General features: G+C 71.1%; 24 protein-coding genes. 10 read left to right on the forward strand and 14 right to left on the reverse strand.

Features of this window, described 5'->3' with window-relative positions:
- Positions 1-80 precede the first annotated feature (80 nt).
- Genes ACLQ3B_RS20360 through ACLQ3B_RS20375 form a run of 4 tightly spaced genes read left to right on the forward strand, consistent with a single transcriptional unit; the run spans position 81 to position 3494 of the window.
- Entirely contained in the window at positions 81-1793 is a 1713-nt protein-coding gene (locus ACLQ3B_RS20360) for a nitrite/sulfite reductase (protein ID WP_425782292.1), read from the forward strand.
- A complete protein-coding gene (locus ACLQ3B_RS20365) occupies positions 1790-1951 on the forward strand; it encodes an IS1 family transposase (protein ID WP_124776219.1) in 162 nt (53 codons plus the stop codon). Before ACLQ3B_RS20360 ends, ACLQ3B_RS20365 begins: the two co-directional genes overlap by 4 nt.
- Positions 1948-2709, forward strand: coding sequence for a phosphoadenylyl-sulfate reductase (locus ACLQ3B_RS20370; RefSeq protein ID WP_425782293.1), 762 nt, complete (start codon positions 1948-1950; stop codon positions 2707-2709). Before ACLQ3B_RS20365 ends, ACLQ3B_RS20370 begins: the two co-directional genes overlap by 4 nt.
- Positions 2691-3494 (forward strand): sirohydrochlorin chelatase, encoded by an 804-nt coding sequence (locus ACLQ3B_RS20375; RefSeq protein WP_425782294.1) that lies wholly within the window; start codon positions 2691-2693, stop codon positions 3492-3494. The genes ACLQ3B_RS20370 and ACLQ3B_RS20375 overlap by 19 nt, the downstream gene beginning before the upstream one ends.
- A gap of 85 nt (positions 3495-3579) precedes the next feature.
- On the opposite strand, the gene ACLQ3B_RS20380 is transcribed toward ACLQ3B_RS20375, so the two are convergent.
- Complete coding sequence (locus tag ACLQ3B_RS20380; protein ID WP_088950012.1) at positions 3580-3837, reverse strand: WhiB family transcriptional regulator; 258 nt, start codon at positions 3835-3837, stop codon at positions 3580-3582.
- A 448-nt stretch (positions 3838-4285) separates the two neighbouring features.
- Positions 4286-5236 carry a diacylglycerol/lipid kinase family protein gene (locus ACLQ3B_RS20385; protein ID WP_425782295.1) on the reverse strand — a complete coding sequence of 317 codons (951 nt, stop codon included), beginning with the start codon at positions 5234-5236 and terminating at the stop codon, positions 4286-4288.
- A 43-nt stretch (positions 5237-5279) separates the two neighbouring features.
- Between ACLQ3B_RS20385 and ACLQ3B_RS20390 the strand changes: the two genes are divergently transcribed.
- Positions 5280-5669, forward strand: a complete 390-nt coding sequence (locus ACLQ3B_RS20390) for a hypothetical protein (protein WP_425782296.1) — start codon at positions 5280-5282, stop codon at positions 5667-5669.
- A gap of 22 nt (positions 5670-5691) precedes the next feature.
- Here ACLQ3B_RS20390 and ACLQ3B_RS20395 read toward each other — a convergent pair whose 3' ends face one another.
- The 3 genes from ACLQ3B_RS20395 to sodN are packed head-to-tail and all read right to left on the reverse strand — an operon-like array spanning position 5692 to position 7108.
- Complete coding sequence (locus tag ACLQ3B_RS20395; protein ID WP_196919591.1) at positions 5692-6099, reverse strand: ATP-binding protein; 408 nt, start codon at positions 6097-6099, stop codon at positions 5692-5694.
- A gap of 32 nt (positions 6100-6131) precedes the next feature.
- A complete protein-coding gene (locus ACLQ3B_RS20400; RefSeq protein ID WP_425782297.1) occupies positions 6132-6707 on the reverse strand; it encodes a GNAT family N-acetyltransferase in 576 nt (191 codons plus the stop codon).
- Positions 6704-7108, reverse strand: a complete 405-nt coding sequence (sodN, locus tag ACLQ3B_RS20405; protein ID WP_030336684.1) for a superoxide dismutase, Ni — start codon at positions 7106-7108, stop codon at positions 6704-6706. Before sodN ends, ACLQ3B_RS20400 begins: the two co-directional genes overlap by 4 nt.
- An 84-nt stretch (positions 7109-7192) precedes the next feature.
- Between sodN and ACLQ3B_RS20410 the strand changes: the two genes are divergently transcribed.
- The 3 genes from ACLQ3B_RS20410 (at position 7193) to ACLQ3B_RS20420 (ending at position 9904) form a co-directional block, all read left to right on the forward strand.
- Positions 7193-7543: a S24/S26 family peptidase gene (locus ACLQ3B_RS20410; RefSeq protein ID WP_425782298.1), complete on the forward strand. Its 351-nt coding sequence runs from the start codon at positions 7193-7195 to the stop codon at positions 7541-7543.
- Between the two features lie 145 nt (positions 7544-7688).
- Entirely contained in the window at positions 7689-8867 is a 1179-nt protein-coding gene (locus tag ACLQ3B_RS20415) for an NAD(P)-dependent malic enzyme (RefSeq protein WP_425782299.1), read from the forward strand.
- A gap of 74 nt (positions 8868-8941) precedes the next feature.
- Positions 8942-9904, forward strand: a complete 963-nt coding sequence (locus ACLQ3B_RS20420) for a zinc-binding dehydrogenase (RefSeq protein WP_425782300.1) — start codon at positions 8942-8944, stop codon at positions 9902-9904.
- Positions 9905-10119: 215 nt separating this feature from the next.
- Here ACLQ3B_RS20420 and ACLQ3B_RS20425 read toward each other — a convergent pair whose 3' ends face one another.
- Both ACLQ3B_RS20425 and ACLQ3B_RS20430 read right to left on the reverse strand, forming a co-directional pair.
- Complete coding sequence (locus ACLQ3B_RS20425; protein ID WP_425782301.1) at positions 10120-11085, reverse strand: alpha/beta hydrolase family protein; 966 nt, start codon at positions 11083-11085, stop codon at positions 10120-10122.
- An 88-nt stretch (positions 11086-11173) separates the two neighbouring features.
- Complete coding sequence (locus ACLQ3B_RS20430; RefSeq protein WP_425782302.1) at positions 11174-12223, reverse strand: aldo/keto reductase; 1050 nt, start codon at positions 12221-12223, stop codon at positions 11174-11176.
- A gap of 92 nt (positions 12224-12315) precedes the next feature.
- On the opposite strand from ACLQ3B_RS20430, the gene ACLQ3B_RS20435 reads away from it, so the two are divergent.
- Positions 12316-12777, forward strand: coding sequence for a MerR family transcriptional regulator (locus ACLQ3B_RS20435; RefSeq protein WP_425782303.1), 462 nt, complete (start codon positions 12316-12318; stop codon positions 12775-12777).
- Here ACLQ3B_RS20435 and ACLQ3B_RS20440 read toward each other — a convergent pair.
- Positions 12659-13204: a nucleotidyltransferase domain-containing protein gene (locus ACLQ3B_RS20440; RefSeq protein WP_425782304.1), complete on the reverse strand. Its 546-nt coding sequence runs from the start codon at positions 13202-13204 to the stop codon at positions 12659-12661. The genes ACLQ3B_RS20435 and ACLQ3B_RS20440 overlap by 119 nt on opposite strands.
- 291 nt (positions 13205-13495) lie before the next feature.
- Here ACLQ3B_RS20440 and ACLQ3B_RS20445 point away from each other — a divergent pair, with 291 nt between their 5' ends.
- Positions 13496-13669 carry a hypothetical protein gene (locus ACLQ3B_RS20445; protein WP_167493012.1) on the forward strand — a complete coding sequence of 58 codons (174 nt, stop codon included), beginning with the start codon at positions 13496-13498 and terminating at the stop codon, positions 13667-13669.
- 107 nt (positions 13670-13776) lie between these two features.
- Here the strand turns inward: ACLQ3B_RS20445 and ACLQ3B_RS20450 are convergent, their stop codons facing one another.
- The 6 genes from ACLQ3B_RS20450 to ACLQ3B_RS20475 all read right to left on the reverse strand — a co-directional run bounded on the left by ACLQ3B_RS20450 (position 13777) and on the right by ACLQ3B_RS20475 (position 23151).
- A complete protein-coding gene (locus ACLQ3B_RS20450; protein WP_425782305.1) occupies positions 13777-14901 on the reverse strand; it encodes an acetate/propionate family kinase in 1125 nt (374 codons plus the stop codon).
- On the reverse strand, positions 14898-17021 hold the full coding sequence (pta, locus tag ACLQ3B_RS20455; protein WP_425782306.1) for a phosphate acetyltransferase: 2124 nt from the start codon (positions 17019-17021) through the stop codon (positions 14898-14900). Before pta ends, ACLQ3B_RS20450 begins: the two co-directional genes overlap by 4 nt.
- A 38-nt stretch (positions 17022-17059) precedes the next feature.
- On the reverse strand, positions 17060-17245 hold the full coding sequence (locus tag ACLQ3B_RS20460) for a DUF6104 family protein (protein ID WP_030490374.1): 186 nt from the start codon (positions 17243-17245) through the stop codon (positions 17060-17062).
- 153 nt (positions 17246-17398) lie between these two features.
- Entirely contained in the window at positions 17399-21157 is a 3759-nt protein-coding gene (locus tag ACLQ3B_RS20465; protein ID WP_425782307.1) for a multifunctional oxoglutarate decarboxylase/oxoglutarate dehydrogenase thiamine pyrophosphate-binding subunit/dihydrolipoyllysine-residue succinyltransferase subunit, read from the reverse strand.
- Between the two features lie 237 nt (positions 21158-21394).
- A complete protein-coding gene (locus ACLQ3B_RS20470; protein ID WP_425782308.1) occupies positions 21395-22219 on the reverse strand; it encodes an ABC transporter permease in 825 nt (274 codons plus the stop codon).
- Complete coding sequence (locus tag ACLQ3B_RS20475) at positions 22216-23151, reverse strand: ATP-binding cassette domain-containing protein (RefSeq protein ID WP_425782309.1); 936 nt, start codon at positions 23149-23151, stop codon at positions 22216-22218. The genes ACLQ3B_RS20470 and ACLQ3B_RS20475 overlap by 4 nt, the downstream gene beginning before the upstream one ends.
- Positions 23152-23233: the final 82 nt, after the last annotated feature.

Consider the following 23233-nt stretch of genomic DNA (forward strand, 5'->3'; position numbering starts at 1 on the left):
CCGTTGTCCCGCCCGCTTCGCCGGGCCGGCCGCCGCGCCCCGCGTAACCCGAGGCACAGCAGACAACGGAGGACGCCGCGATGGCGGTCAGCAGCATCCCGGCCCGTTCCGAGGACCCGACGGCTCGCCCGACCCGAGCGCCGCGCCGGCCACGGGGTGAGGGTCAGTGGGCGCTCGGCCACCGTGAGCCGCTCAACCCCAACGAGCGGATCAAGAAGGACGACGACCCGCTCAACGTCCGGGCCCGCATCGAGAACATCTACGCGCACCGCGGCTTCGCCTCCATCGACCCGCAGGACCTGCGGGGCCGGTTCCGCTGGTGGGGCCTGTACACCCAGCGCAAGGCGGGCATCGACGGTGGGCGCACCGCCGTGCTGGAGCCGCACGAGCTGGAGGACGAGTTCTTCATGCTCCGGGTTCGCATCGACGGCGGCCAGCTCAGCCTGGCCCAGCTGCGGGTGATCGCGGACATCTCCCGGGAGTTCGCGCGGGACACCGCCGACATCACCGACCGGCAGAACATCCAGTACCACTGGATCCGGGTCGAGGACATGCCGGAGATCTGGCGTCGGCTGGAGTCGGTCGGCCTGCAGACCACCGAGGCGTGCGGCGACTGCCCGCGAATCGTGCTGGGCAGCCCGGTCGCCGGCGTGGCCCGCGACGAGCTGCTCGACCCGACCCCGGCGATCGACGAGATCGTCTCCCGGTACGTCGGCGACAAGCAGTTCTCCAACCTGCCCCGCAAGTTCAAGACGTCGATCTCCTGGCTGGTCGACACCCCGTACGAGTCGAACGACATCGCCCTCCTCGGTGTCGACCACCCCGAGCACGGGCCCGGCTTCGACGTCTGGGTCGGTGGCGGTCTCTCCACCAACCCGATGCTCGCCAAGCGGCTCGGCGTCTGGGTTCCGCTGGCCGAGGTGCCGGACGTGTGGGCCGGGGTGGTCGGCATCTTCCGCGACTACGGCTACCGCCGACTGCGCAACCGGGCCCGGTTGAAGTTCCTGGTGGCCGACTGGGGCGTGGAGCGCTTCCGCGAGGTCCTGGAGAAGGACTACCTCGGCCGTACGCTGCTCGACGGCCCGCCGCCGGTCCTGCCGTCGAAGCCGGTCGACCACGTGGGTGTGCACGAGCAGGCCGACGGGCGGCACTACGTGGGCGCCGCCCCGGTGGTCGGGCGGGTCTCCGGCGCGCAGCTCAGCCAGCTGGCCGACGTGGTCGAGGCGCACGGCAGCGACCGGGTGCGGCTCACCCCGTACCAGAAGCTGCTGGTGCTCGACGTGCCGTCGGACCGGACGGAGTCGCTTGTCGACGCGCTGCGCGGGATCGGTCTGGAGGCCCGGCCGTCCGCGTGGCGGCGCGGCACGATGGCGTGCACCGGCATCGAGTACTGCAAGTTGGCGATCGTCGAGACCAAGGCCCGCGGCGAGGAGTTGGTGGCCCGGCTGGAGCAGCGGCTGCGCGACTTCGACGCGGACATCTCGATCCACATCAACGGCTGCCCGAACGCGTGCGCGCGCACGCAGGTGGCCGACATCGGGCTCAAGGGTCAACTGGTGGTCGGTCCGGACGGCCGGCAGGTCGAGGGTTTCCAGGTGCACCTGGGCGGCGGGCTGGGCATGGCCCAGGGGCAGACCGCCGGTTTCGGCCGCAAGCTGCGCGGCCTGAAGACCACCGCCGAGGAGCTTCCGGAGTACGTGGAACGGCTGGCCCGTCGCTACCTGGCCGGTCGGAGCGAGGGCGAGACGTTCGCCAATTGGGTGATCAGAGTCGACGAGGAGGAACTGCGGTGAGCAGCGAGAACCGAGCGGCACCCCTGTACTGCCCGTACTGCGGCGAGGAGGACCTACGGCCGCACGAGGCGGGGCACGGCGCCTGGGAGTGCCACGCCTGCACCCGGGTCTTCTCGGTGAAGTTCACCGGGCTGCTCAGCCGGACGGTGACCTCATGAGTCTCGTCTCGGCCGCGAGCCTTCGCCTGGTCGGCCCGGGCGGCTCGACGCCGGCCGACCCGGCCCGACGCGGCCCGGACGAGCTGCGAGCCCTGGCCGAGCAGGCCGCTCGGGACCTGGAGGGCGCCCCGGCGCTGGAGATCGCCCGCTGGGCGGCGCAGACCTTCGGTGACCGGTTCTGCGTCACCAGCTCGATGGCCGACGCCGTGCTGGCGCACCTGGTGTCCCGGGTGGCCCCCGGGGTGGACGTGGTCTTCCTCGACACCGGCCTGCACTTCCCCGAGACGCTGCGGGTGCGCGACGAGGTCGCCCGGACGCTGCCGGTGAACGTCCGGTCGATCCGGCCCCGACTGACCGTCGGCCAGCAGGACGGTCAGTACGGCCCCCGGCTGTTCAACAAGTCACCGGACGACTGCTGCCAGCTGCGCAAGGTGGAGCCGCTGGAGCGGGCGCTGACCGGGTACGACGCCTGGGCCGCCGGTCTGCGTCGGGACGAGTCGCCGAGCCGGGCCAACACGCCGGTGGTGACCTTCGACGCGCGGCGCGGCAAGGTCAAGGTCAACCCGATCGCGGCCTGGTCGCAGAAGGATGTTGACTCCTACATCGCCCGCTTCAACGTGCCGGTCAACGAACTGTTCAAGCAGGGTTACGGGTCGATCGGCTGCTGGCCGTGCACCCGCCGTACGAAGGCCGGCGAGGACGCGCGGGCCGGTCGGTGGGCCATGTTCGAGAAGACCGAGTGCGGGCTGCACGTCTGACCTCGTCGGCGACGACCCTGACCGGCCCGGGTGTGGCCGGCGGGGCGGAGCCGGTGGTGTTGGTCGCGCACGGCAGTCGTGATCCGCGAGCGGCCGATGCCACCCGGGCGCTGGCTCGGGCGGTGTCGGCGGCCCGGCCGGGCACACAGGTGTGGGCGAGTTGGCTGGACCACACCGAGCCGGGGCCGACCGAGGTGCTGCGTGACCTGGCCGTGGCCGGTCACCGCCGGGCGGTGCTGGTGCCGCTGCTGCTGACCGCCGCGTACCACAACCGGGTGGACATTCCGGCGGCGGTCGCCGCGGCGACGCAGTCCGGGCCACCGCTGACGGTACGGGTCACCGATGTGCTCGGCCCGGCCGACGACACGCCCGATCCGGGGCTGCTGGCCGGGCTGTGCCGTCGACTGGGTGAGACACGTCCGGGCCGCTTCGACGCGTTGGTGTTGGCCGCGGCGGGCACCCGGGACGCGCGGGCGCGCCGTTCGGTGGGCCGGGTCGCCGATGCGCTCGGCGTGGAGTTCGGGGTGCCCTGCCGGGTGGCGTACGCGTCGGCGGCTCCACCGGCTGCCGGCGTGGCGGTGTCCCGGCTGCGGGCGTCCGGCGCGCGCCGGGTCGCGGTGTCCGCGTACTTCCTGGCACCGGGGCTGTTCCACGACGCGGTGGCCGAGGCGGCCCGGGCGGCCGGCGCGGTGGCGGTCGCCGCGCCGTTGACCGACGCACCGGAGTTGGTCGAGTTGGTGCTGCGTCGGGTCGACGACCGGCCGGTGCTGGCGTCGACGGGGTGACCCGTGCCGGCCCGGTGATCCGGTGCCGGACAGCGGAACGCCCCGGCGGGCGAACCCACCGGGGCGTACAGCGTGTCGTTGGGGATCAGGCGGAGTGAGCGCGCAGCACCCGGAGACCGCCGCGCCGCTTGACAGCGCGCCGCTCCTCCTCGCTCATTCCGCCCCAGACGCCGGCGTCCTGACCAGACTCGAGTGCCCACTGCAGGCACTGGTCGGTCACGGAGCAGCGCCTGCAGACGGCCTTGGCCTGCTCGACCTGCAGGAGAGCCGGTCCAGACGTCCCGATCGGGAAGAACAGCTCCGGGTCCTCGTCGCGGCAGACACTATGGTGACGCCAGTCCATGGCGGCAACACTCCTCATTCTGGATGGGTGGCGAACAATTGCTTGTCGTGCTTTTCCTATATGCATCCGCAGTGCCGAGGTGACAGTTAGCGTTCGTCCATTCGGCAGTGCGTGAGCAGGCGTTCAGCGCCGGGGACCTGCTGGAACAGCTCAACCTGACGAGCATATCCAGGCAATGTCCCGGTAACTCAAGTCCGCTTGTGAATACTTTCACGAACAGTCGTGATGTCAAGGGTGACGCTCGGAAAAACTCCGGGCGGTGAGCAAGCCCACAACCCATTTGTCCGGGTTCCAGTGCTTTCCTGGTTACCCGCCGTGCCACAGTCGAGGATCAATATAGTACAGTCCGCGTGACATTGCTGACATTTCCGGCACCTGCCCCTCGGTGTGGCGGCGACCAAGTCGATCGGTTGTGGCTACCGTGTCGACCAAGGGCAGTACCCGAGACCTAGCAGATTACTCTCAGTGCGGCGGGAACGGAGGTGAATCTGACTTTCTCCCGCTCGCCGAGATAGTCCCCATCCAGCTGGAACGCCTGCGGACGGCTGGAGACCAGCGTGAACTCCGCTGTGTCATGGAGTCGTAACACCTGACGGCCGCGCGGATTGGGTTGCCGAGACAGGAACTGCGTCACTGTCCGTGTTGTGCTAGCCACCCGGAGCTGACGCAACGCCAGCACATCAAGCCCGAGATCGAACGACGCCGCCGGGTTCGGGTTGACCTCCCGGTCGCCCAGGTACGTCCAGGGCGCCGTGTTCTGGATGATGACGGTGGCCAGCTCGGCCTCTGCCGGCTCGCCCGGACGCTCCAGGACGATGGCGGGGTGCCGCCGGTCCGAGGCGAGGAAGTACTGGTTCATGATCGAGCGCAGGTAGAGCGACGGCGTGGACACCCGCCCCTTGCGCCGGGCCTGCTCCACCCGGTGGATCACCGCGGCGTCCAGGCCGAACCCGGCGCAGAAGGTGAAGTAGCGGTCGTCGGCGCGGCCCAGCCCCACCGTCCGGCTCCGGCCCAGCCGCAGTCCTTCCAGGATCATGCTGGTCGCCTCCGGCCACTCCCGGGGCAGACCCACCGCGCGGGCGAACACGTTTGTCGAGCCCCCCGGGACGGTCGCCAGCGCGGGCAGTCGCTCGGCCAGCGGGGCATCGCCGGCGAGCGTCGGCGGTTCGGCCGTCATCAGGCCGTTCACCACCTCGTTCACCGTGCCGTCGCCACCCAGGGTGGCGACCAGGTCGACCCCCTCCGCGGCTGCCTCCCGGGCCAGCGCCATGGCGTGCCCACGCCGACGGGTGTAGCGCACGCTGAGATCGACTTCGCTGCGCAGCGCCCGGACGAGCACATCCCGGCTGCGTTCGCTGGTGGTGGTGGCCTTCGGATTGACCACCAGGACGGCCCGCATGGGCGGCACTGTACCTCTCGGCAGCCCGGGTATCGTGGCGCGCGTGACCATCGACTCGGAGCCGATCCCCGTCACGCTGCGCTGGGCGGTCCGGCTGCTGTGGGCCGAGGCGGCCGTCGTCGGGCTGATCGCCGTCTGGCTGGTCTGGGCAGACCTCACGGCCACCCGCACCGACCTGCTGGCGGCGGTGCTGGTGACCGTTTTCGCCGTCGGGGCGGCCGTGGCGCTCTGGGCGCTGGGCCGCGCGCTGCTGCGCCGTCAGGCGGGCGCACGGGCCCCCGCGATCGTGCTTCAGCTGATGCTGCTGCCGATCGGGTGGTTCATGATCCAGGCTGGGCTGGGCTGGTTGGGCGTGCCGGTGATGGCGCTCGGCCTGGGCGTGGCCTGGCTGCTGATCTGCCCTCCGACGACCCGTGCGCTCGGCTTCCAGTGACCGCGCCGGTGTGTCGGGCCGGTCAGTAGCCGCCGGAGCGGCGGGTGAGCAGCGCGATCGTGGCCCGACCGTCGGCGGACGTGGCGGACGCCGAGGTGGTCAGCGCGGTGAGCACCTTCCAGGCGAAGGACGACTCGCCGGGCAGGGTGGCACCGCGCACGGTCGGCACGGTCACCTCGACGGTCAGCGCGTCTTCGGTGACCGCGAAGCGGCACTCCAACTCGGCGTCGCGGGTGGCGATGGCGAGCAGCATGGCGCACGCCTCGTCGACAGCGATCCGCAGATCCTCGATCTCGTCGAGCGCGAACTGCAACCGGGCCGCGAGGCCGGCGGTGGCGGTGCGAAGCACGCCGAGGTAACCGCCGTCGGCAGGCACCGTGAGGTGCACCACGTCATCGTCGGTCGCTGGCTGGCCGGTCAGTTGAGTCACGCCTCATCCCCCCGGTCGGGGACTCTACCCGGTCAGTCGGCCGCACGCGTGCCGGCGGTGGTGGCACGGTCGGCCAGCTCGCGCAGCGCGTCACCGCTGAGCCGATAGGTGACCCACTCGCTCATCTGCTCGGCGCCGATCGAGGCGTAGAAGCCGGCGGCCGGATTCCAGTCGATCATCGACCACTCCAGCCGCCGGTAGCCGCGTCGTACGCAGATGTCGGCCAGAGCGGCGAGCAGCAGTCGGCCGGCTCCGGTGCCCCGGGCGGCCGGCCGGACGAAGAGATCCTCCAGGTAGATGCCGTGCACGCCGGCCCAGGTGGAGAAGTTGAGGAACCACAGCGCGAAGCCGACCGGCTCGTCGTGCTCGTCCACCGCGACGTGACCGAAGAGCGCCGGAGCAGTCGTCCGACCGCTCCAGCTCGGCGCGTCTGACGCCACGTCGCGACCTGGAGCGGTCGCGAACAGGGCCGAGGTGAGCTGTTCGGCGGTGAGGTGGCACTGCTCGGGGGCGCGTTCGTACTCGGCCAGCTCGTGCACCATGGCGACGACGGCCGGCACGTCCTCGGGACGTGCCGGCCGGATCGTCGGGATGACCGGTGAGGTCACGCCTTCTTGGTCTCCCAGAAGATCTTCGAGATCTCGTCGATCTTGGCGAGCAGCTTGTCGGCGGTGGCCGGGTCGAGGCTGCCCTTGACGCCACCGGCGCCGGCGAGCTTGGTGGCCTCGTTGAACAGGCTGTGCAGGTTCGGGTACTTCTCGAAGTGCGGCGGCTTGAAGTAGTCGGTCCACAGCACCCAGAGGTGGTGCTTGACCAGCTCGGCGCGCTGCTCCTTGATGATGATGGCCCGGGTGCGGAACTCCGGGTCGGTGTTCGACTGGTACTTCTCGCAGATCATTTTGACCGATTCGGCCTCGATCCGGGCCTGGGCCGGGTCGTAGACACCGCACGGTAGGTCGCAGTGAGCGCTCGCGGTGACGCGGGGCGCAAGGATGCGCGGAAGTCGCATCGGGATCCTCCATGGGAAGTTTGCGATGATCAAAGGCGACATTACTCCTGGGAATGCTCCCCGAACGGGGTGGAGGTGAAACCAGTGGTCGCCGATCACCCGGCTGAGGTGCCCCGGTTGCGGAGACCGCTGACCGCCGTTCTGGTGACCGGCCCGTCCATGGCCCCGACCCTGCGCCACGGCGACGCGGTGCTGGTTCGTCCCGGTGGCCGCCCGATCCGAGCCGGCGACGTGGTGGTCGCGGTCTTCCGGACCCGGCCCGATCTGCTGGTGGTGAAGCGTGCGGTCCGGCCACAGGACGGCGGCTGGTGGCTGCGCGGGGACAACGAGCTGATCACCGACGACTCCCGGGCGTACGGGGTGGCCGACGTACGCGGACGGGTGGTGGCCCGCTACTGGCCGCGTCCCGGACGGGTGCCTCGTCGCCAGTTATGACCCTGCTCACATCCGGGGGGTGGGGTCGACACTATGCTCGGAAAGTGCCCGGGTGACCCCCCGCACCGCGTGCCACCGCTCGCCGCCCACCTCGCGGCGGGCCCGGCCGCCTCACATCTGCTCGACAGATCCTGGAGTCACCACCATGTCTTCGTCCACCGTGGACCCCGCTGATCCCGTTTTCCTGCTGCACCGGGGCGGCAAGATGGCCGTCACCTCGACCGTGCCGCTCACCAGCCGGGAGGACCTCTCCCTGGCGTACACCCCGGGGGTGGCCCGGGTGTGTGAGGCGATCGCCGCCGACCCGGCCCTGGTGGACGACTACACCTGGGTGTCGCACACGGTCGCGGTGGTCACCGACGGTTCGGCGGTGCTCGGGCTCGGCAACATCGGCCCCCGGGCCGCGTTGCCGGTGATGGAGGGCAAGGCGGTGCTGTTCAAGCAGTTCGCCGGGGTGGACGCGGTGCCGGTGTGCCTGGACACCCAGGACGTGGACGAGATCGTCGCGGTGGTGCGGGCGTTGGCGCCCTCGTTCGGCGGGATCAACCTGGAGGACATCAGCGCGCCGCGCTGCTTCGAGATCGAGCGTCGGCTCGACGAGGCGCTGGACATCCCGGTCTTCCACGACGACCAGCACGGCACGGCGATCGTGGTGCTCGCCGCCCTGCGCAACGCCGCCCTGTTGCTGGAGCGCAAGCTCGGTGACCTGCGGGTGGCGGTGAGCGGCGCGGGCGCGGCCGGCGTGGCCGTGACGAAGATGCTGATCGCCGGGGGCGTCGACCCCGACCAGGTGGTGGTCTGTGACTCCAAGGGGATCATCGGCCGGCACCGCACCGAGCTGACCGGCACGAAGGCCGAGCTGGCGGCGAGCACCAACGCCGACGGCCGTCACGGCGACATCACCGAGGCGCTGCGCGACGCGGACGTGCTGATCGGGGTCTCCGGCGGCCAGATCCCCGAGGCGGCGGTGGCCGGGATGGCGCCCGGCGGGATCGTGTTCGCGCTGGCGAACCCGACCCCCGAGGTGCACCCCGAGGTGGCCGCCCGGCACGTCGCGGTGGTCGCCACCGGGCGCAGCGACTACCCCAACCAGATCAACAACGTGCTGGCCTTCCCCGGGGTGTTCCGCGGTGCGCTGGATGCCGGTGCCACCCGGATCACCGAGGCGATGAAGGTCGCCGCCGCGGACGCCATCGCCGGCGTGGTGGCGGAGTCCCTGACCGCCGACGCGATCGTTCCGTCCCCGCTCGACCCGCGTGTCGCGCCAGCCGTGGCCGAGGCGGTCGCCGAAGCCGCCCGCCGCGACGGCGTCGCCCGCCGGTAACGGGCCGGGCCGGGGCCGCTCACGGCCCGCCGGCCGGTGCGGGCGGCTTCTTAACGAGCGCTCAGCTTGTTACCGTGCCGATCATGCGTGCTGCCTTTGCCTCCCGTTTCGACGACGCCGATCCGCTCGCCGCGCTCACCGTCGGCGAGCGGCCCGAGCCGACCCCTCCGGCCGACGACTGGGTGACAGTGGAGCTGCGGGCCACCTCGCTCAACCACCACGACCTGTGGTCGCTGCGCGGGGTGGGCCTCACCGAGGCCCAGCTGCCGATGATCCTCGGCTGCGACGCCGTCGGACTGGACCCGGACGGGCGCCCGGTGGTCGTGTACCCGGTGGTCGTCACTCCGGGGGACCCGCGGGGGGTCTCCATCCTCTCCGAGCACTTCGCCGGGACGCTCGCCGAGCGGGTGGCCGTACCCCGGTCGAACCTGATCCCGCTGCCCGACGGCATGGCGGCCACCGACGCGGCGTGCCTGCCCACGGCCTGGCTGACCGCGTGGCGGATGCTGACCACCAAGGGCCGCGTCGCGGACGCCGACAGCGTGCTGGTCCAGGGCGCGGGCGGCGGCGTGGCCACCGCAGCCGTCGCGCTCGCCGTCGCGATGGGCAAACGGGTGTACGCGACCAGCCGCGACGCCGTGAAGCGGGACCGGATCTCGGCCCTCGGCGCCACCGCCGTGGAGCCCGGCGCCCGGTTGCCGGAACGGGTGGACGTGGTGATCGAGACGGTCGGCGCGGCCACCTTCGACCACTCGCTGAAGTCGGCCGCGCCGATGGCCCGGATCGTGGTCTCCGGCGCTACCGCCGGGCACGAGCCGTCGGTCAACCTGCGCCGGGTCTTCGCCATGCAGCTGGAGATCCTGGGCACCTCGATGGGCACGCCTGGCGAGCTGTACGAGCTGCTGGCGTTCTGCTCCGACAACGAGGTGCGCCCGGTGGTGGACAGCGTCGTCCCGTTCAGCCGGGTCGAGGAAGCCTTCGCCCGACTGCACTCCGGCGACGCCTTCGGCAAGGTCGTCATCGACCACACCGCCTGACGCGCACCGCGCCGGCCCCGGCCCGGCGCCGGCGCGGCGCGGCTCGGCTCGGCGCCGGCGCGGCGCGGCTCGGCTCGGCGCGGCGCGGCGCGGCGCGGCTCGGCTCGGCTCGGTCGCAAGATCGCGCAACATCATGGAAATAGTGGCCTCCGCGTCGTGGGAGGCCACTATTTCCTGGTTACTGCGCGATCTTGGGCGGCCGGAGCGGGCGGACCTCAGAGGTGGTCGTCGAAGGTGGCGATGTCGCCGCGCGTCGCGTCGGTGGAGATGCGCTTCTTGGCGTCCGCGTCGCCGTACAGCGACCAGCGCAGGAACTCGGCCGACGTGTCCGAGACGACCCGCAGCGTCGCGCCGTCGCTGAGCAGCGCCCGCCCGTGGTCGCCCTTGGGCAGGCTCAGCATCGCCTTCGGCCAGGGCACCTTGTCGTACGCGGCCCGGCCCGCCGCGTACTCGACCACCTCGTCCAACTCGCCGTGCACGAACAACTGCGGCGCGGCCGCGCCGGCGAACGCCGTGCCCACGCCGAGCGCCGTGCCCGCGAACACCACTCCCGCGTCCAGTCGCTCGTCCCGGCTCGCCGTGAACAGGCCGATGGTGGTCACCCCGCCCGCCGAGTGCCCGGCCGCGGCCACCCGCTCGCCGTCCAACCGGCCGCGTAACGCGTCGCCGGCCTTGCCGTCCAACGCCAACACCTGATCCAACGCGTACGACACGTCGGCGGGCTGGTTGAGCACGTCGAGGACGTTGTTGTCCGCGTTCCGGGAGGTGTGCGGGAACGTCGGCGCGGCCACCACGAAACCCGCCGCCGCCCAGCGGGTCAGCAGCGTGGCGTAGTCGTCCGGCCGCCCACCGAGGCCGTGACTGAACATCACCACCGGGAACCGGCCCGCCGCCGCCGTCGCCGACCGCTTGGCCGCGCCGCCGGACTGGCCGGCCGCCGGGTACCAGAGCGTCGTCGGCAGCGCGCGGCCGTCCCGGTTCAGCTTCAACTGGCGTACGCCTACCGCGAAGGCGCGCTGCGGGGCCTTACCGGCGGGGACCTTCGGTGTCGGCGTGGCGGCGGGCGGTGGTTCGACGGGCGCCTGCTGGCCCTCGGTCTTCCTGGCGTCCGCCGAGCAGCCGACCAGACCGGCCATGAGCACGGCGCTGGCCAACAGGGCGGGGGTCACGCGACGTGGCATGAATCCGATTGTGCCTTGCCCCGCGGGCGTACCCGAGGGACTTCGACGCGGTGTGCCCGCCCGCTCACCCAACGCCGCGCGGCCGGGATCAGGCCGCGGCACGTTCGGTGAGCGGGCGTCGCCGTCGTGCGGTGTCGGTAAGTGCACGCAGGGGAAAGGCGGCGTTGGGGTTGTACCGGTTCGTCCCGGGCGGGACGATCTCGTCGATCCGGTCGAGGGTCGCGTCGTCCAGGGTGAGCGTGGCGCCCTTGAGCAGGTCCTCCAGTTGCGGCATGGTGCGCGGTCCGATGATTGCCGAAGTCACGGCCGGATGGGCCACGGTGAAGGCGATGGCGAGCTGCGGAAGCGTGCAGCCGATGCTCGCCGCGAGGTCGACGAGCTGCTCGACGGCGTCGAGCTTGGCGGCGTTCTCGGCGATCGTGGGGTCGAACTGCGCCGGCCGCAGGGCGGCCCGCCCGGTCGACAGGTCGATCGGTTGATTCCTGCGGTACTTGCCGCTGAGGAACCCGAAGGCGAGCGGGCTCCAGACCAGCACGCCCATGCCGTGGCGCTGGCAGACCGGGAGGGTCGACGCCTCCACCCCGCGGGCCAGGATCGAGTAGGGCGGCTGCTCGGTGCGCAGGCGTCCGAGGTTGCGCCGCTCGGACACCTGGTGCGCCTCGACGATCTCCTCGGCCGGGAACGTCGAACAGCCGAAGGCGCGGATCTTTCCGTCGCGGACGAGGTCGGTGAGCACCGAGAGCGTCTCCTCGATGTCGGTCGAGGCGTCGGGACGATGGAGCTGGTAAAGGTCGATCCAGTCGGTGTTCAACCGCCGGAGGCTCCCCTCGACGGCCTTGAGGATCCACCGCCGCGAGTTGCCACCCTGGTTGGGGCCCTCGCCCATCGGAAAGTGCACCTTGGTGGCCAGCACGACGTCGTCCCGCCGCCCCCGAAGCGCCTTGCCCACGATCTCCTCGGACTCCCCCCGGCCGTACATGTCGGCGGTGTCGATGACGTTGATGCCCTGGTCGAGCGCGGTGTGGATGATGCGGACACAATCGTCGTGGTCGGGGTTGCCGACGGCACCGAACATCATGGTCCCGAGACAGTGGGTGCTCACCTCGATGCCGGTGCCGCCGAGGGTGCGATAGCGCATGTCGATGCTCCTTGGGCTGATTCGGTAGCGATCACCGCGCACCCTAGGAGCTAGAGTCGGCTCTAGGTCAACTCCTCGTTACCCTGCTCGGCATGGTCGAGGTCACCGCGAGTCTGAGCATCGGACAGGTCGCCGAACGCACCGGCTTGAGCGTGCACACCCTCCGCTTCTACGAGCAGGAGGGCCTCTTCATCAGCCCGGTACACCGTGGGCCCGGCGGGCGGCGCAGCTACACCGAGGACGACGTGGACTGGCTGAACGTCTGCATCATCCTTCGCGCCTCCGGCATGCCGCTGCCCGAGTTGCGCCGGTACACCGACCTCGTCCGGGAGGGCGCCGGCAACGAGGAGGAACGACTCGCGCTGCTGCGCGAGCACCACGGGCGCGTCACCACCCAGATCGGCAGGCTCACCCAGTGCCTGGATCTGATCACGTTCAAGGTCGGGGTGTACGAGGATCTGCTCGACCAGGACCGGCACGCAGCCGAGCCAGATCGTCGGCGTCCTTCGGTCGGCGGGGACGTTCCGGCATCCAGACCGGGTACATCTGCTTGAACTCGATCTGGGCCGCCACCGAGATCGTCGGCACGGTGAGCGGGCCGATCCGGCCGGGCGGGGCGTCCAGCATCCCGGCGGGCAGCGGGGTGCCGGCCCACGACCCGGCGCCCACAGTCGGCCGGCCGGCGGCATCCCGACCCAGGTACGCGACGCTGACCTCCACGTCGGCGGCGAACAGGTCGAGCTGCGACTCCACAGGCATCCGCGGGTCGGGGGCCCAGCCCCGGGCCAGCAGCAGGTCGGCCAGCCGGTCCGCGTCGTCGCGCCAGCAGTACCAGTCGACGTCGACGTGCGGCCGGGTCACGACGCCGAGTTGGAAGTCCATCGCCCAGCCGCCGCGTAGCCACACCGGGATGCCTTCCGCCCCGGCCACCGCGACCACCTCGGCGATGCTGGCCAACTGCCGGCGCGCGAGCTCGTCCACCGGACGACCGTACCTACGTCGGTAGGGGGCGCGCCGAGCGCGGATCGAGGGTGAACGTACGCACGCCGACGGCGTACGACCCCTCGGGCGCTCGACGTGCCGACGTCGGCCAGTAGTAGGCCCGCCCCCATCGTTCCACGGTAGGTGCCCGGCCGGGCGTAGCGACCCCGCCGTCCGGCTCGGGTGCGCCCGCCACCCGGTCGGGTGTCACCTCCGCCGGCCGGGTCCACCCCCGGGAACGCCGTGGGCCGGGGACGGTGCCGCGTGGCCAGCTTCGCTAGGGTCACCGACATGCCTGAGAACTACACGGACCCCAGCGGCAACACCGAGGCGTTCCGCGCCTTCAACCAGACGCCGGAGGCTACGGCGCCGACGGACGCCCCGTCCCGCCTGCCGCTCATCATCGGCGCGGCAGTGGTCGTCGTCGTGCTGGTGGCACTCGTCGCCTGGCTGGCGACCGGCTGATCAAGTCGCCTGGCCGGGGTGTTCGCTGATCAAGTCGCCTGGCCGGGGTCTTCGCTGAATTGGCTCTACCTACGCGCGCACCCTCGGGCCTCCCGGGGGTGCGCGCCTCAGTGGCGTCCGGCCGCGCCGACCACGTCCCGGGTCTGCCGGGCGATCTCCCGCTCCTCGTCGGTGCGGATGACACAGACGCTCACCTCGGCGCCGTCGGGCGAGATCAACCGGTCGCCGTCGCCGTGGTTGCGGGCGTCGTCCACGGTGATGCCGAGCCGGCCCAGACCGGCCAGGGCGGCGGCCCGCACCGGCGCGGCGTGCTCGCCGACCCCGGCGGTGAAGGCGATCGCGTCGACCCTGCCGAGCAGCGCGTAGTACGCCCCGACGTAGCCGGTGATGCGCCGGCAGTAGACGTCGAAGGCCAGCGCCGCCGCCCCGTCACCGGCCGCCCGGCGTTCGAGCACCTCGCGCATGTCGTTGACGCCGGTCAGCCCGAGCAGGCCGCTGCGGTGGTTGAGCAGGTCGTCGATGTCGTCCACCGACAGCCCGCCCTCCCGGCGTAGATGGAAGATCACGGTCGGGTCCACGTCGCCGCTGCGGGTGCCCATCACCAACCCCTGCAACGGGGACATGCCCATCGACGTGGCGACGCTGCGACCGTTCTGCACCGCGCAGGCGCTGGCCCCGTTGCCCAGGTGCAGGGTGATCGTGTTGACCTGCTCGTACGGGCGGCCCAGCAGTTCGGCGGTGCGCCGGGACACGTACGCGTGTGAGGTGCCGTGGAAGCCGTACCGGCGGATGTCGTACCGTTCGGCCGTGTCCCGGTCGATCGCGTACGTCGCGGCGGCCTCCGGCAGGGTGTGGTGGAACGCGGTGTCGAAGACGGCGACCTGCGGGACGTCCGGCAGTGCCGCGCGGGCCACCTCGATGCCGGCCAGGTTGGCCGGATTGTGCAGCGGGGCGAGCGGCACCAGATCCTTGATCGCGGCCAGGACCGCGTCGTCGACAAGCACCGGCGCGCTGAACGTCCGGCCACCGTGCACCACCCGGTGCCCGACCGCCGCCAGCCCGGTGAGGTCCAGACCGTCCAGGACCTGCCGTACCGCGTCGGCGTGGTCGGCCGGGCCGCCGCCCGGCTCACCGATCCGCTCGACGGTCCCGTGGTCCAGTGCCCGGTCACCGTCGTAGCGGCGCCACTTCACCGACGACGACCCGCAGTTGAGCACCAGCACCCGACTCACGACGCCTCCTCGGTGGCCGCCTGGATGGCGGTGATCGCCACCGTGTTGACGATGTCCGGCACCAACGCGCCCCGGGACAGGTCGTTCACCGGTCGCCGCAGGCCCTGCATGACCGGGCCGACGGCGACCGCCCCGGCGGAGCGCTGCACCGCCTTGTACGTGTTGTTGCCGGTGTTCAGGTCCGGAAAGATGAAGACCGTGGCGTGACCGGCGACCGGGCTGCCGGGCAGCTTCGTCGCCGCCACCGCCGGGTCGATCGCCGCGTCGTACTGGATGGGTCCCTCGACCAGCAGGTCGGGTCGGCGTTCCCGGACCAGCGCGGTGGCCGCGGCGACCTTCTCCACGTCCGCGCCGGCGCCGGAGCTGCCGGTGGAGTACGACAGCATGGCCACCCGGGGTTCGATGCCGAACCGGGCGGCGGTGTCGGCCGACGAGATCGCGATGTCGGCTAGCTGGGCCGCGTCCGGGTCGCGGTTGACCGCGCAGTCGCCGTAGACCAGCACCCGGTCGGCGAGCAGCATGAAGAAGACGCTGGAGGCCACCGAGACGTCCGGCAGCGTACGGATGATCTCGAACGCCGGCCGGATGGTCGCGGCGGTGGTGTGCGTCGCGCCGGAGACCATGCCGTCGGCCCGGCCGGTGGCCACCATCAGGGTGCCGAAGTAGTTGGGCTGCGCCACGACGTCGTGCGCCAATTCGGCGGTGACACCACGGTGGGCGCGCAACCGGGCGTACTCGGCGGCGAACTCGTCGCGCCACCCGCTGGTGCCCGGGTCGACCACGTGCGCGTCGCCGAGGTCGATGCCCAGCTCCCGGGTGCGCCGGGCGATGTCGTCCGGCCGGCCGAGCACCGTCAGCTCGGCCACTCCACGGCGCAGCAGGATCTCCGCCGCGCGCAGGATCCGCTCGTCGGTGCCCTCCGGCAGCACGAGGTGCCGGGGCTTCGAGCGGGCCCGGTCGATCAGCTCGTTCTCGAACATCAGTGGGGTGACCCGCGCCGACCGGCTGACCCGCAGCCGACGGGCCAGGTCGTCGGTGTCCACACAACGTTCGAACGCGCCGAGCGCGGCCTCCACCTTGCGCGGGTTCGCCGTGCTGGGCCGGCCCTCGATCCGACTGGACGCGGCCACCGTGTCGTAGCTGTCGCTGCCTACGGACAGCACCGCCAGCCCGGTGTTCAGCCCCTCCACCAGCCGCATGACCCTGGGGTCGGGCTGCTCGCCGAGGGTGAGGACCAGCCCGGCCACCGACACCTGCCCGGCCACGTGCGCGGCGCTCGCGGCGACGAGCAGGTCGGCGCGGTCCCCGGGGGTGATCACCAGGGCGCCCTCGGTGAGGTGGCCCAGCAGGGTCGGCACGTGCGCCGCGCCGACCACGAAGTCCAGCACGTCGCGACCGAGCGCGGCGTCGTCCCCGGCCAACAGGGTGGCGCCGAGCGCCGCCGCCACCTCGGCCACCGTCGGCGCCGACACGCTCGGCACCTCCGGGATGGCGTACGCGGGGACCGGCAGGTCGGGCAGCGTCATCGGCCCGGGCACCCGGTTGGCGATCACGGCGAGCACCGTCGCGCCCAGGTCGGCCAGATCGTGGTACGCCCCCCGCACCGCCGACGCGACAGCCGCCGGCTCCTGCCCGAAGCCGTCCACCACAGGCACCACCACGCTGCCGAACTCGGTGGCCAGCCGGGCGTTGAAGGCCAACTGCCGGGGGCGGGCCGGATCGCCCGGGTCGTCGAAGTCGCTGCCCACCACGACCACCGCCGGGCACTGCCGCTCCACCGCCCGGTAGCGCTCGACGATCGCGGAGATCAGCTCCTCCCGTCGGCCGTCGGCGACCAGCGCCGCAGCGTCGGAGTAGCTCGCCCCGGCCAGCTCGGACAGCGGCACCTCGACCCGGTACCGCTCACTCAGCAGGGCGAGGATCGGATCCTGGCCGGTGTCGGCCACCAGCGGCCGGAACACGCCGATCCGCCCGACCTGGCGGGACAGCAACTCCGCCAACCCGAGGGCAACCGTCGACTTCCCCCCGCCAGACCCCACGCTCGTCAGATACACACTTCGGGCCACAGCCCCACCCCCCCGCCCGTTGATCAAGAAGTTTGCGTCAACTCCGACCCCCATCGTGACCGAAACTTCTTGATCACCCGGTGCGGAACGGGTTAGGCGTCTTCGTCGTCGGGGTCGTCTAGGCGGGCTAGGTAGGTTGCCAGGCGCTCGATGGGGGTTTCGAAGTCGGGGTTGAGGTCTACGAAGTCGCGCAGGCGCTCGCCCAGCCACTCCAGCGTGACCTGCTCTTCGCCCCGGCGCTCGACCAGCTCCTCGATGCCACGGTCGGTGAAGTACATCGGTACGTCCTTGTGCTCGACCCGGCTTGGGCCGGGCGGATGGGCGGATGGATCGGCCGGCACCGGCCGGCCCGGTCGGCCGTGCGGCCCGACGAGAGCCGGGGCAGGGCCGTGGTGAGACGGCCCTGCCCCGGCTTCCGTGCTCAGCTCAGGTCACGGGCGGGGGAGAGCCGCCTCGATCAGCGCGTTCTGCTCGACCTCGTGGGTCTTGGCCGAGCCGACCGCCGGGGCGGCCGCAGCCGGGCGGGAGATCCGCCGCAGCCGAACGTCCGTGAGGTGCTCCAGCAGGTTGAGCGCGACGAACGACCAGCCACCCTGGTTGGCCGGCTCCTCCTGCACCCAGGCGAAGTCCTCCGCGTTCGGGAACTCCGCGAGGGCGGCCCGGATCTCCTCCACCGGCAGCGGGTACAGCTGCTCAAGCCGGATGATCGCGGTGTCGGTGACGCCACGCTCCTGCCGGGCCTGGAACAGGTCGTAGTAGACCTTGCCCGAGCAGAGCAGCACCCGCTTCACCGCCTCCGGTGCCGGGGCCGCCGTGTCGCGCAGCACCGGCTGGAAGGTGCCGGTGGTGAAGTCCTCCACCGACGAGACGCAGAGCTTGTGCCGCAGCAGCGACTTCGGCGTGAACACCACGAGCGGCTTGCGCTTGGGCGACAGGGCCTGACGGCGCAGCAGGTGGAAGTAGTTCGCCGGGGTGGTCGGGATGGACACCCGCATGTTGTCCTCGGCGCACATCTGCAGGAACCGCTCCGGCCGCCCGGAGGTGTGGTCCGGGCCCTGACCCTCGTGGCCGTGCGGCAGCAGCAGGGTGATGGCGGAGCGCTGGCCCCACTTCACCTCACCGGACGAGATGAACTCGTCGATCACCGACTGGGCGCCGTTGACGAAGTCGCCGAACTGGGCCTCCCAGGCGACGAGGGCGTTGATGTTCTCCACCGAGTAGCCGTACTCGAAGCCCATCGCCGCGTACTCGCTGAGCAGCGAGTCGTGCACGAAGAACCGCGAGCGGTCGCCGTCGCCGGTGAGTGACTTCAGCGGCAGGTAGTCGTCGCCGGTGCGGGAGTCGACCACCGAGGCGTGCCGTTGGACGAACGTGCCGCGACGCGAGTCCTGGCCGGCGAGCCGGACGGTGACCCCGTCGTGCAGCAGCGCCCCGAGCGCGATGATCTCGCCGAAGCCCCAGTCGATGTTGCCCTCGACGGACATCTTGGCCCGCCGGTCCAGCAGTTGCTGGATCCGCTTGTGCGGGGTGAAGCCCTCCGGCAGGTTGATGTGCGCCTCGCCGACGGCCTTGACCACCGACGCGTCGGTGGCGGTGTCGACCTGCGGCTCCGGCTCCTCCTCGCGGCGCGGCCGGTTGAGCTGGCGCGGTGCCGAGGCGGCGTCCCGGGTGGCCTTGAAGACCTTCTCCAGCTGCGCCTGGTAGTCGCGCAGCAGCTCCTCCGCGTCCTCCACGGTGATGTCGCCGCGACCGATCAGCTCCTCGGTGTAGAGCTTGCGGACCGAGCGCTTCGAGTCAATGATCTTGTACATCTGAGGGTTGGACATCGACGGGTCGTCGCCCTCGTTGTGCCCGCGTCGGCGGTAGCAGACCATGTCGATCACGACGTCCTTGTTGAACGTCTGCCGGTATTCGAAGGCCAGCCGGGCCACCCGGACCACGGCCTCCGGGTCGTCGCCGTTCACGTGGAAGATCGGCGCCTGGATCATCCGGGCCACGTCGGTGCTGTAGAGGCTGGACCGGCTGTACTCCGGGGCGGTGGTGAAGCCGACCTGGTTGTTGACCACGACGTGCACGGTGCCACCGGTGCGGTAGCCACGCAGCTGCGACAGGTTGAGCGTCTCGGCGACCACGCCCTGCCCGGCGAAGGCGGCGTCACCGTGCACCGCCAGCGGCAGCACGGTGTAGCCCTCCAGCTTGAGGTCGATCCGGTCCTGCTTGGCCCGGACGATGCCCTCCAGCACCGGGTCGACCGCCTCCAGGTGCGACGGGTTGGCCACCACCGACACCTTGACCGCGTGCTCGCCGTCCGGGGTGGTGAACTTGCCGTTCTGACCCAGGTGGTATTTCACGTCCCCGGAGCCCTGCGTGGAGCGCGGGTCCAGGTGGCCCTCGAACTCCGAGAAGATCTTCTCGTACGGCTTGCCGACGATGTTGGCCAGCACGTTGAGTCGACCCCGGTGGGCCATGCCGATGACGACCTCGTCCAGCCCGTTCTCGGCGGAGGACTCCAGCACCTCACCGAGCAGCGGGATCAGCGACTCGCCACCCTCCAGCGAGAAGCGCTTCTGGCCGACGTACTTCGTCTGCAGGAAGGTCTCGAACGCCTCGGCGGCGTTGAGCCGGTTGAGCACGTGCTTCTGCTCGTCGGCGGACGGCTTCTCGTACTTGCGCTCGATGCGTTCCTGGACCCAGCGTCGCTCTTCCGGGTCCTGGATGTGCATGTACTCGATGCCGACCCGGCGGCAGTACGAGTCGCGCAGCACGCCCAGGATCTCGCGCAGCTTCATCCGCTGCCGGCCGGCGAAGCCGTTGACCGGGAACTCGCGGTCCAGGTCCCACAGGGTGAGCCCGTGCTGGAGGACGTCCAGGTCGGGGTGCTTGCGGATCTTGAATTCCAGCGGGTCGGTGTCGGCCATCAGGTGACCGCGCACCCGGTACGCGTGGATCAGCTCGTGCACCCGGGCGGTCTTGTTGATCTGACCCTCGGAGTTGACCGCCACGTCGCGCATCCAGCGCACCGGCTCGTACGGGATGCGCAGCGCGGTGAAGATCTGGTCGTAGAAACCGTGCTCGCCCAGGATCAGCTCGTGCATCACCTTGAGGAACTCGCCGGACTGCGCGCCCTGGATGATCCGGTGGTCGTACGTGCTGGTCAGCGTGATGATCTTGCTGACCGCCAGCTCGGCGAGGGTCGCCTCGGACATCCCCTGGTAGGGGGCCGGGTACTCCATCGCGCCGACGCCGATGATCGCGCTCTGCCCCTGCATGAGCCGCGGCATCGAGTGCACCGTGCCGATGCCGCCCGGGTTGGTCAGCGAGATCGTGGTGCCGGAGTAGTCGTCCATGGTCAGCTCGTTGCGCCGCGCCCGTCGGACCACGTCCTCGTACGCCTGCCAGAACTGCCGGAAGTCCATCTGCTCGCAGCCCTTGATGGAGGGGACCACCAGGTTGCGGCTGCCGTCCGGCTTGGCCAGGTCGATCGCGATGCCGAGGTTGACGTGCGCCGGGCGGACCACCGCCGGCTTGCCGTTGGCCTCGGCGAAGGAGTTGTTCATCTCGGGGTGCTGGACCAGCGCCCGGACCATCGCGTAACCGACCAGGTGGGTGAAGCTGACCTTGCCGCCTCGCCCGCGGGCGAGGTGGTTGTTGATCACGATGCGGTTGTCCACGAGCAGCTTGGCCGGGACCGCGCGCACGCTTGTCGCGGTGGGCACGCTCAGCGAGGCGTCCATGTTCTGGACGATCTTGGCGGCGACGCCCCGCAACGGCGTGGTCTGCGGGCCGTCGGCGCTCGGCGCGGCGGCCTTGGCGGCCGGCTTGGCCGGGGCGGTCTTCTCCGGCGTGGCCTTGGGCGCGGCGGCCGGGGCGGCGGGCTTGGCCGGCGCCGACTGGGCGGCGGCCGGCTTGCTCGCGGTCGCCGGCTTGGCCGGGGCGCTCGGCTGGGCGACCGTGGCCGCTGCCTCCGGCTGGCCGTCCGGCTCGGGAGCGGCGCCGGGCTTGCCCGACGATTCGGCGCCGCGCGGGGTGGCCGCGCCAGGTGCCGGTCGGTAGTCGGCGAAGAAGTCGTGCCAGGCCGAATCGACGCTCGATGGGTCAGCGAGGTAACGCTGGTACATCTCCTCGACGATCCACTCATTCGGGCCGAAACCCGCCAGTGGGTTCTCCTGCGAAGTCTGCTGGGTCGACACGGCCGGTAATCGCCTCTTTCACGCGGGTTTGTGTGGCACGCGGTGTGTCCCGTCGCGCCCGATTAGGAGCACGCACTGGACGACTCCCAGGCTACGCCGTACCGATCCCGCAGGCATTTCCGCCTCGGTGCCGTGGCCGGTTTCACAGAAGATGCCAGAAGTTCGGCAACGCCTGCGTGCTCCGTCGACGACTGCTAAGGGTTCCGGGGTGGCGGGCGTGCCGCCACCCCGGAACGGTCAGGAGATGTCGCGTCGACGCATCAGCAGGGTGCCGACCACGCCGGTCACCACCGCGTACCCGATGAGCACGGCGGCGCCGGCCCAGCGGGGCGGGTTGCCGGGGATGTCCGCCCCGGTGACCATCAGCGACGAGGCCAGCGACGGCACCAGCAGTTGCAGGTTGTTGATCCAGTCACCCCAGCGCTCGGCCAGGATGCTGATCACCACGATGGCGCCGATCGAGCCGCCCAGGTAGAGCAGGATGCCGGTCACGGTGGCGCCGATCTGGCTGCGGATCAGCACGCCGATGCCGACGCCGAACACCGCCCAGAGCAGGTACGCGAGCAGGTTCAACCCGATCGCCCGCCAGGCCGCGTCGTTGCCCAGTTGCGAGTCCATCCCGATCGCGCTCAGCACCGCCGAACCGGCGACCAGGTTGAACGCGGTGGTCACCAGCCAGAACAGCAGCGCCAGCACGCCGGCCGCGACCAGCTTGGCGCTCATCACGGCGGTGCGGTGCGGGTTGGTGAGGAACGTGGTGGTGACCGTCTGGTGGAAGAACTCGCTCGTCACCACGATGATGCCGAGCAGCATCACGATCAGCAGACCGAAGAACTGCCCGGTGGTGAACAGGTTCGACGACAGGGCGTCCGGTTGGGCCGCCGCCGCCAGGGTGTCGGCCTGGTCGGCCGGCACGTCGCTGAGGCTCCCGTTGGTCAGGGTGTCGGCCTGCAACCAGTTGATGAGCAGGGTGAGCGCCCAGAGCGGCAGGCTGATCAGCGCGAAGATCCACCAGGTGTTGGTGGTACGGATCTTGAGTAGCTCGGATCGGACCAGGTTCATCGGATGCCCGCCTTTCCGGCCGTCAGCTCCAGGAAGACCCGTTCCAGATCGGGCCGTTCGGTGGTCAGTTCGTGCAGCTCGACCCCGGCCGCGAGGGCGGACCGACCGATCGTCGGGGCGTCCACCCCGCCGACCAGCAGCACGCCGTGCTCGTCGGTCTCGATGGTCGCCGACTGCGCCTTCAGGGCGGCGGTCAGCGCCTCGGCCTGCGGGGTGCGGACCCGGACCCGGGCGCCCTGCGCCATCGACCCGAGCACCTGCTCGACCGGACCCTGCCGGACCAACTGACCGGCCGCGATGATCACCACGTCGTCGGCGAGCAGCTGCATCTCCGACAGCAGGTGACTGGAGACCAGCACCGTACGGCCCTCGTGGGCGAGGTTCTTGAGGAACCCACGCATCCACCGGATGCCCTCCGGGTCCAGCCCGTTGGCCGGCTCGTCGAGGATCAGCACGCGGGGGTCACCGAGCATCGCGGCGGCGATGCCGAGCCGCTGCTTCATGCCCAGCGAGTAACCCTTGAACTTGCGCTTCGCCGCCGGGGTCAACCCGACCAGGGCCAACGCCTCGTCGGCCCGCTGCTTGGGCAGCCCGGCCGCCGCGCAGATGACCCGCAGGTGGTTGATGCCGGTGCGGCCCTTGTGCGCGCTGGACGCCTCCAGCACCGCGCCGACCTGCCGCAGCGGGTCGCTGAGGTCGGCGTACCGCTGGCCGCTGATGGTGGCCGTGCCGGCGGTCGGCGTGACCAGGTTCAGCAGCATGCGCAGCGTGGTGGTCTTGCCGGCGCCGTTCGGGCCGAGGAAGCCGGTCACCCGTCCCGGCGCCACGGTGAAGGACAGGTTGTTCACCGCCCGGACGCTCTTGTACTGCTTCGTCAGACCGGACACCACGATCTGACCGTCGCTGGTGGGGCTTCGCTGCCCGTCAGTCATCGTTCTCCTCCCGTGTGTGGCGTAGAGGTACGCCGTGGCACAGCGTGACGGCCCGTGGCAACAAGGTCAATCAGGCGCGATC

The sequence above is a fragment of the Micromonospora sp. DT53 genome (assembly GCF_049841535.1).
GTDB lineage: Bacteria > Actinomycetota > Actinomycetes > Mycobacteriales > Micromonosporaceae > Micromonospora.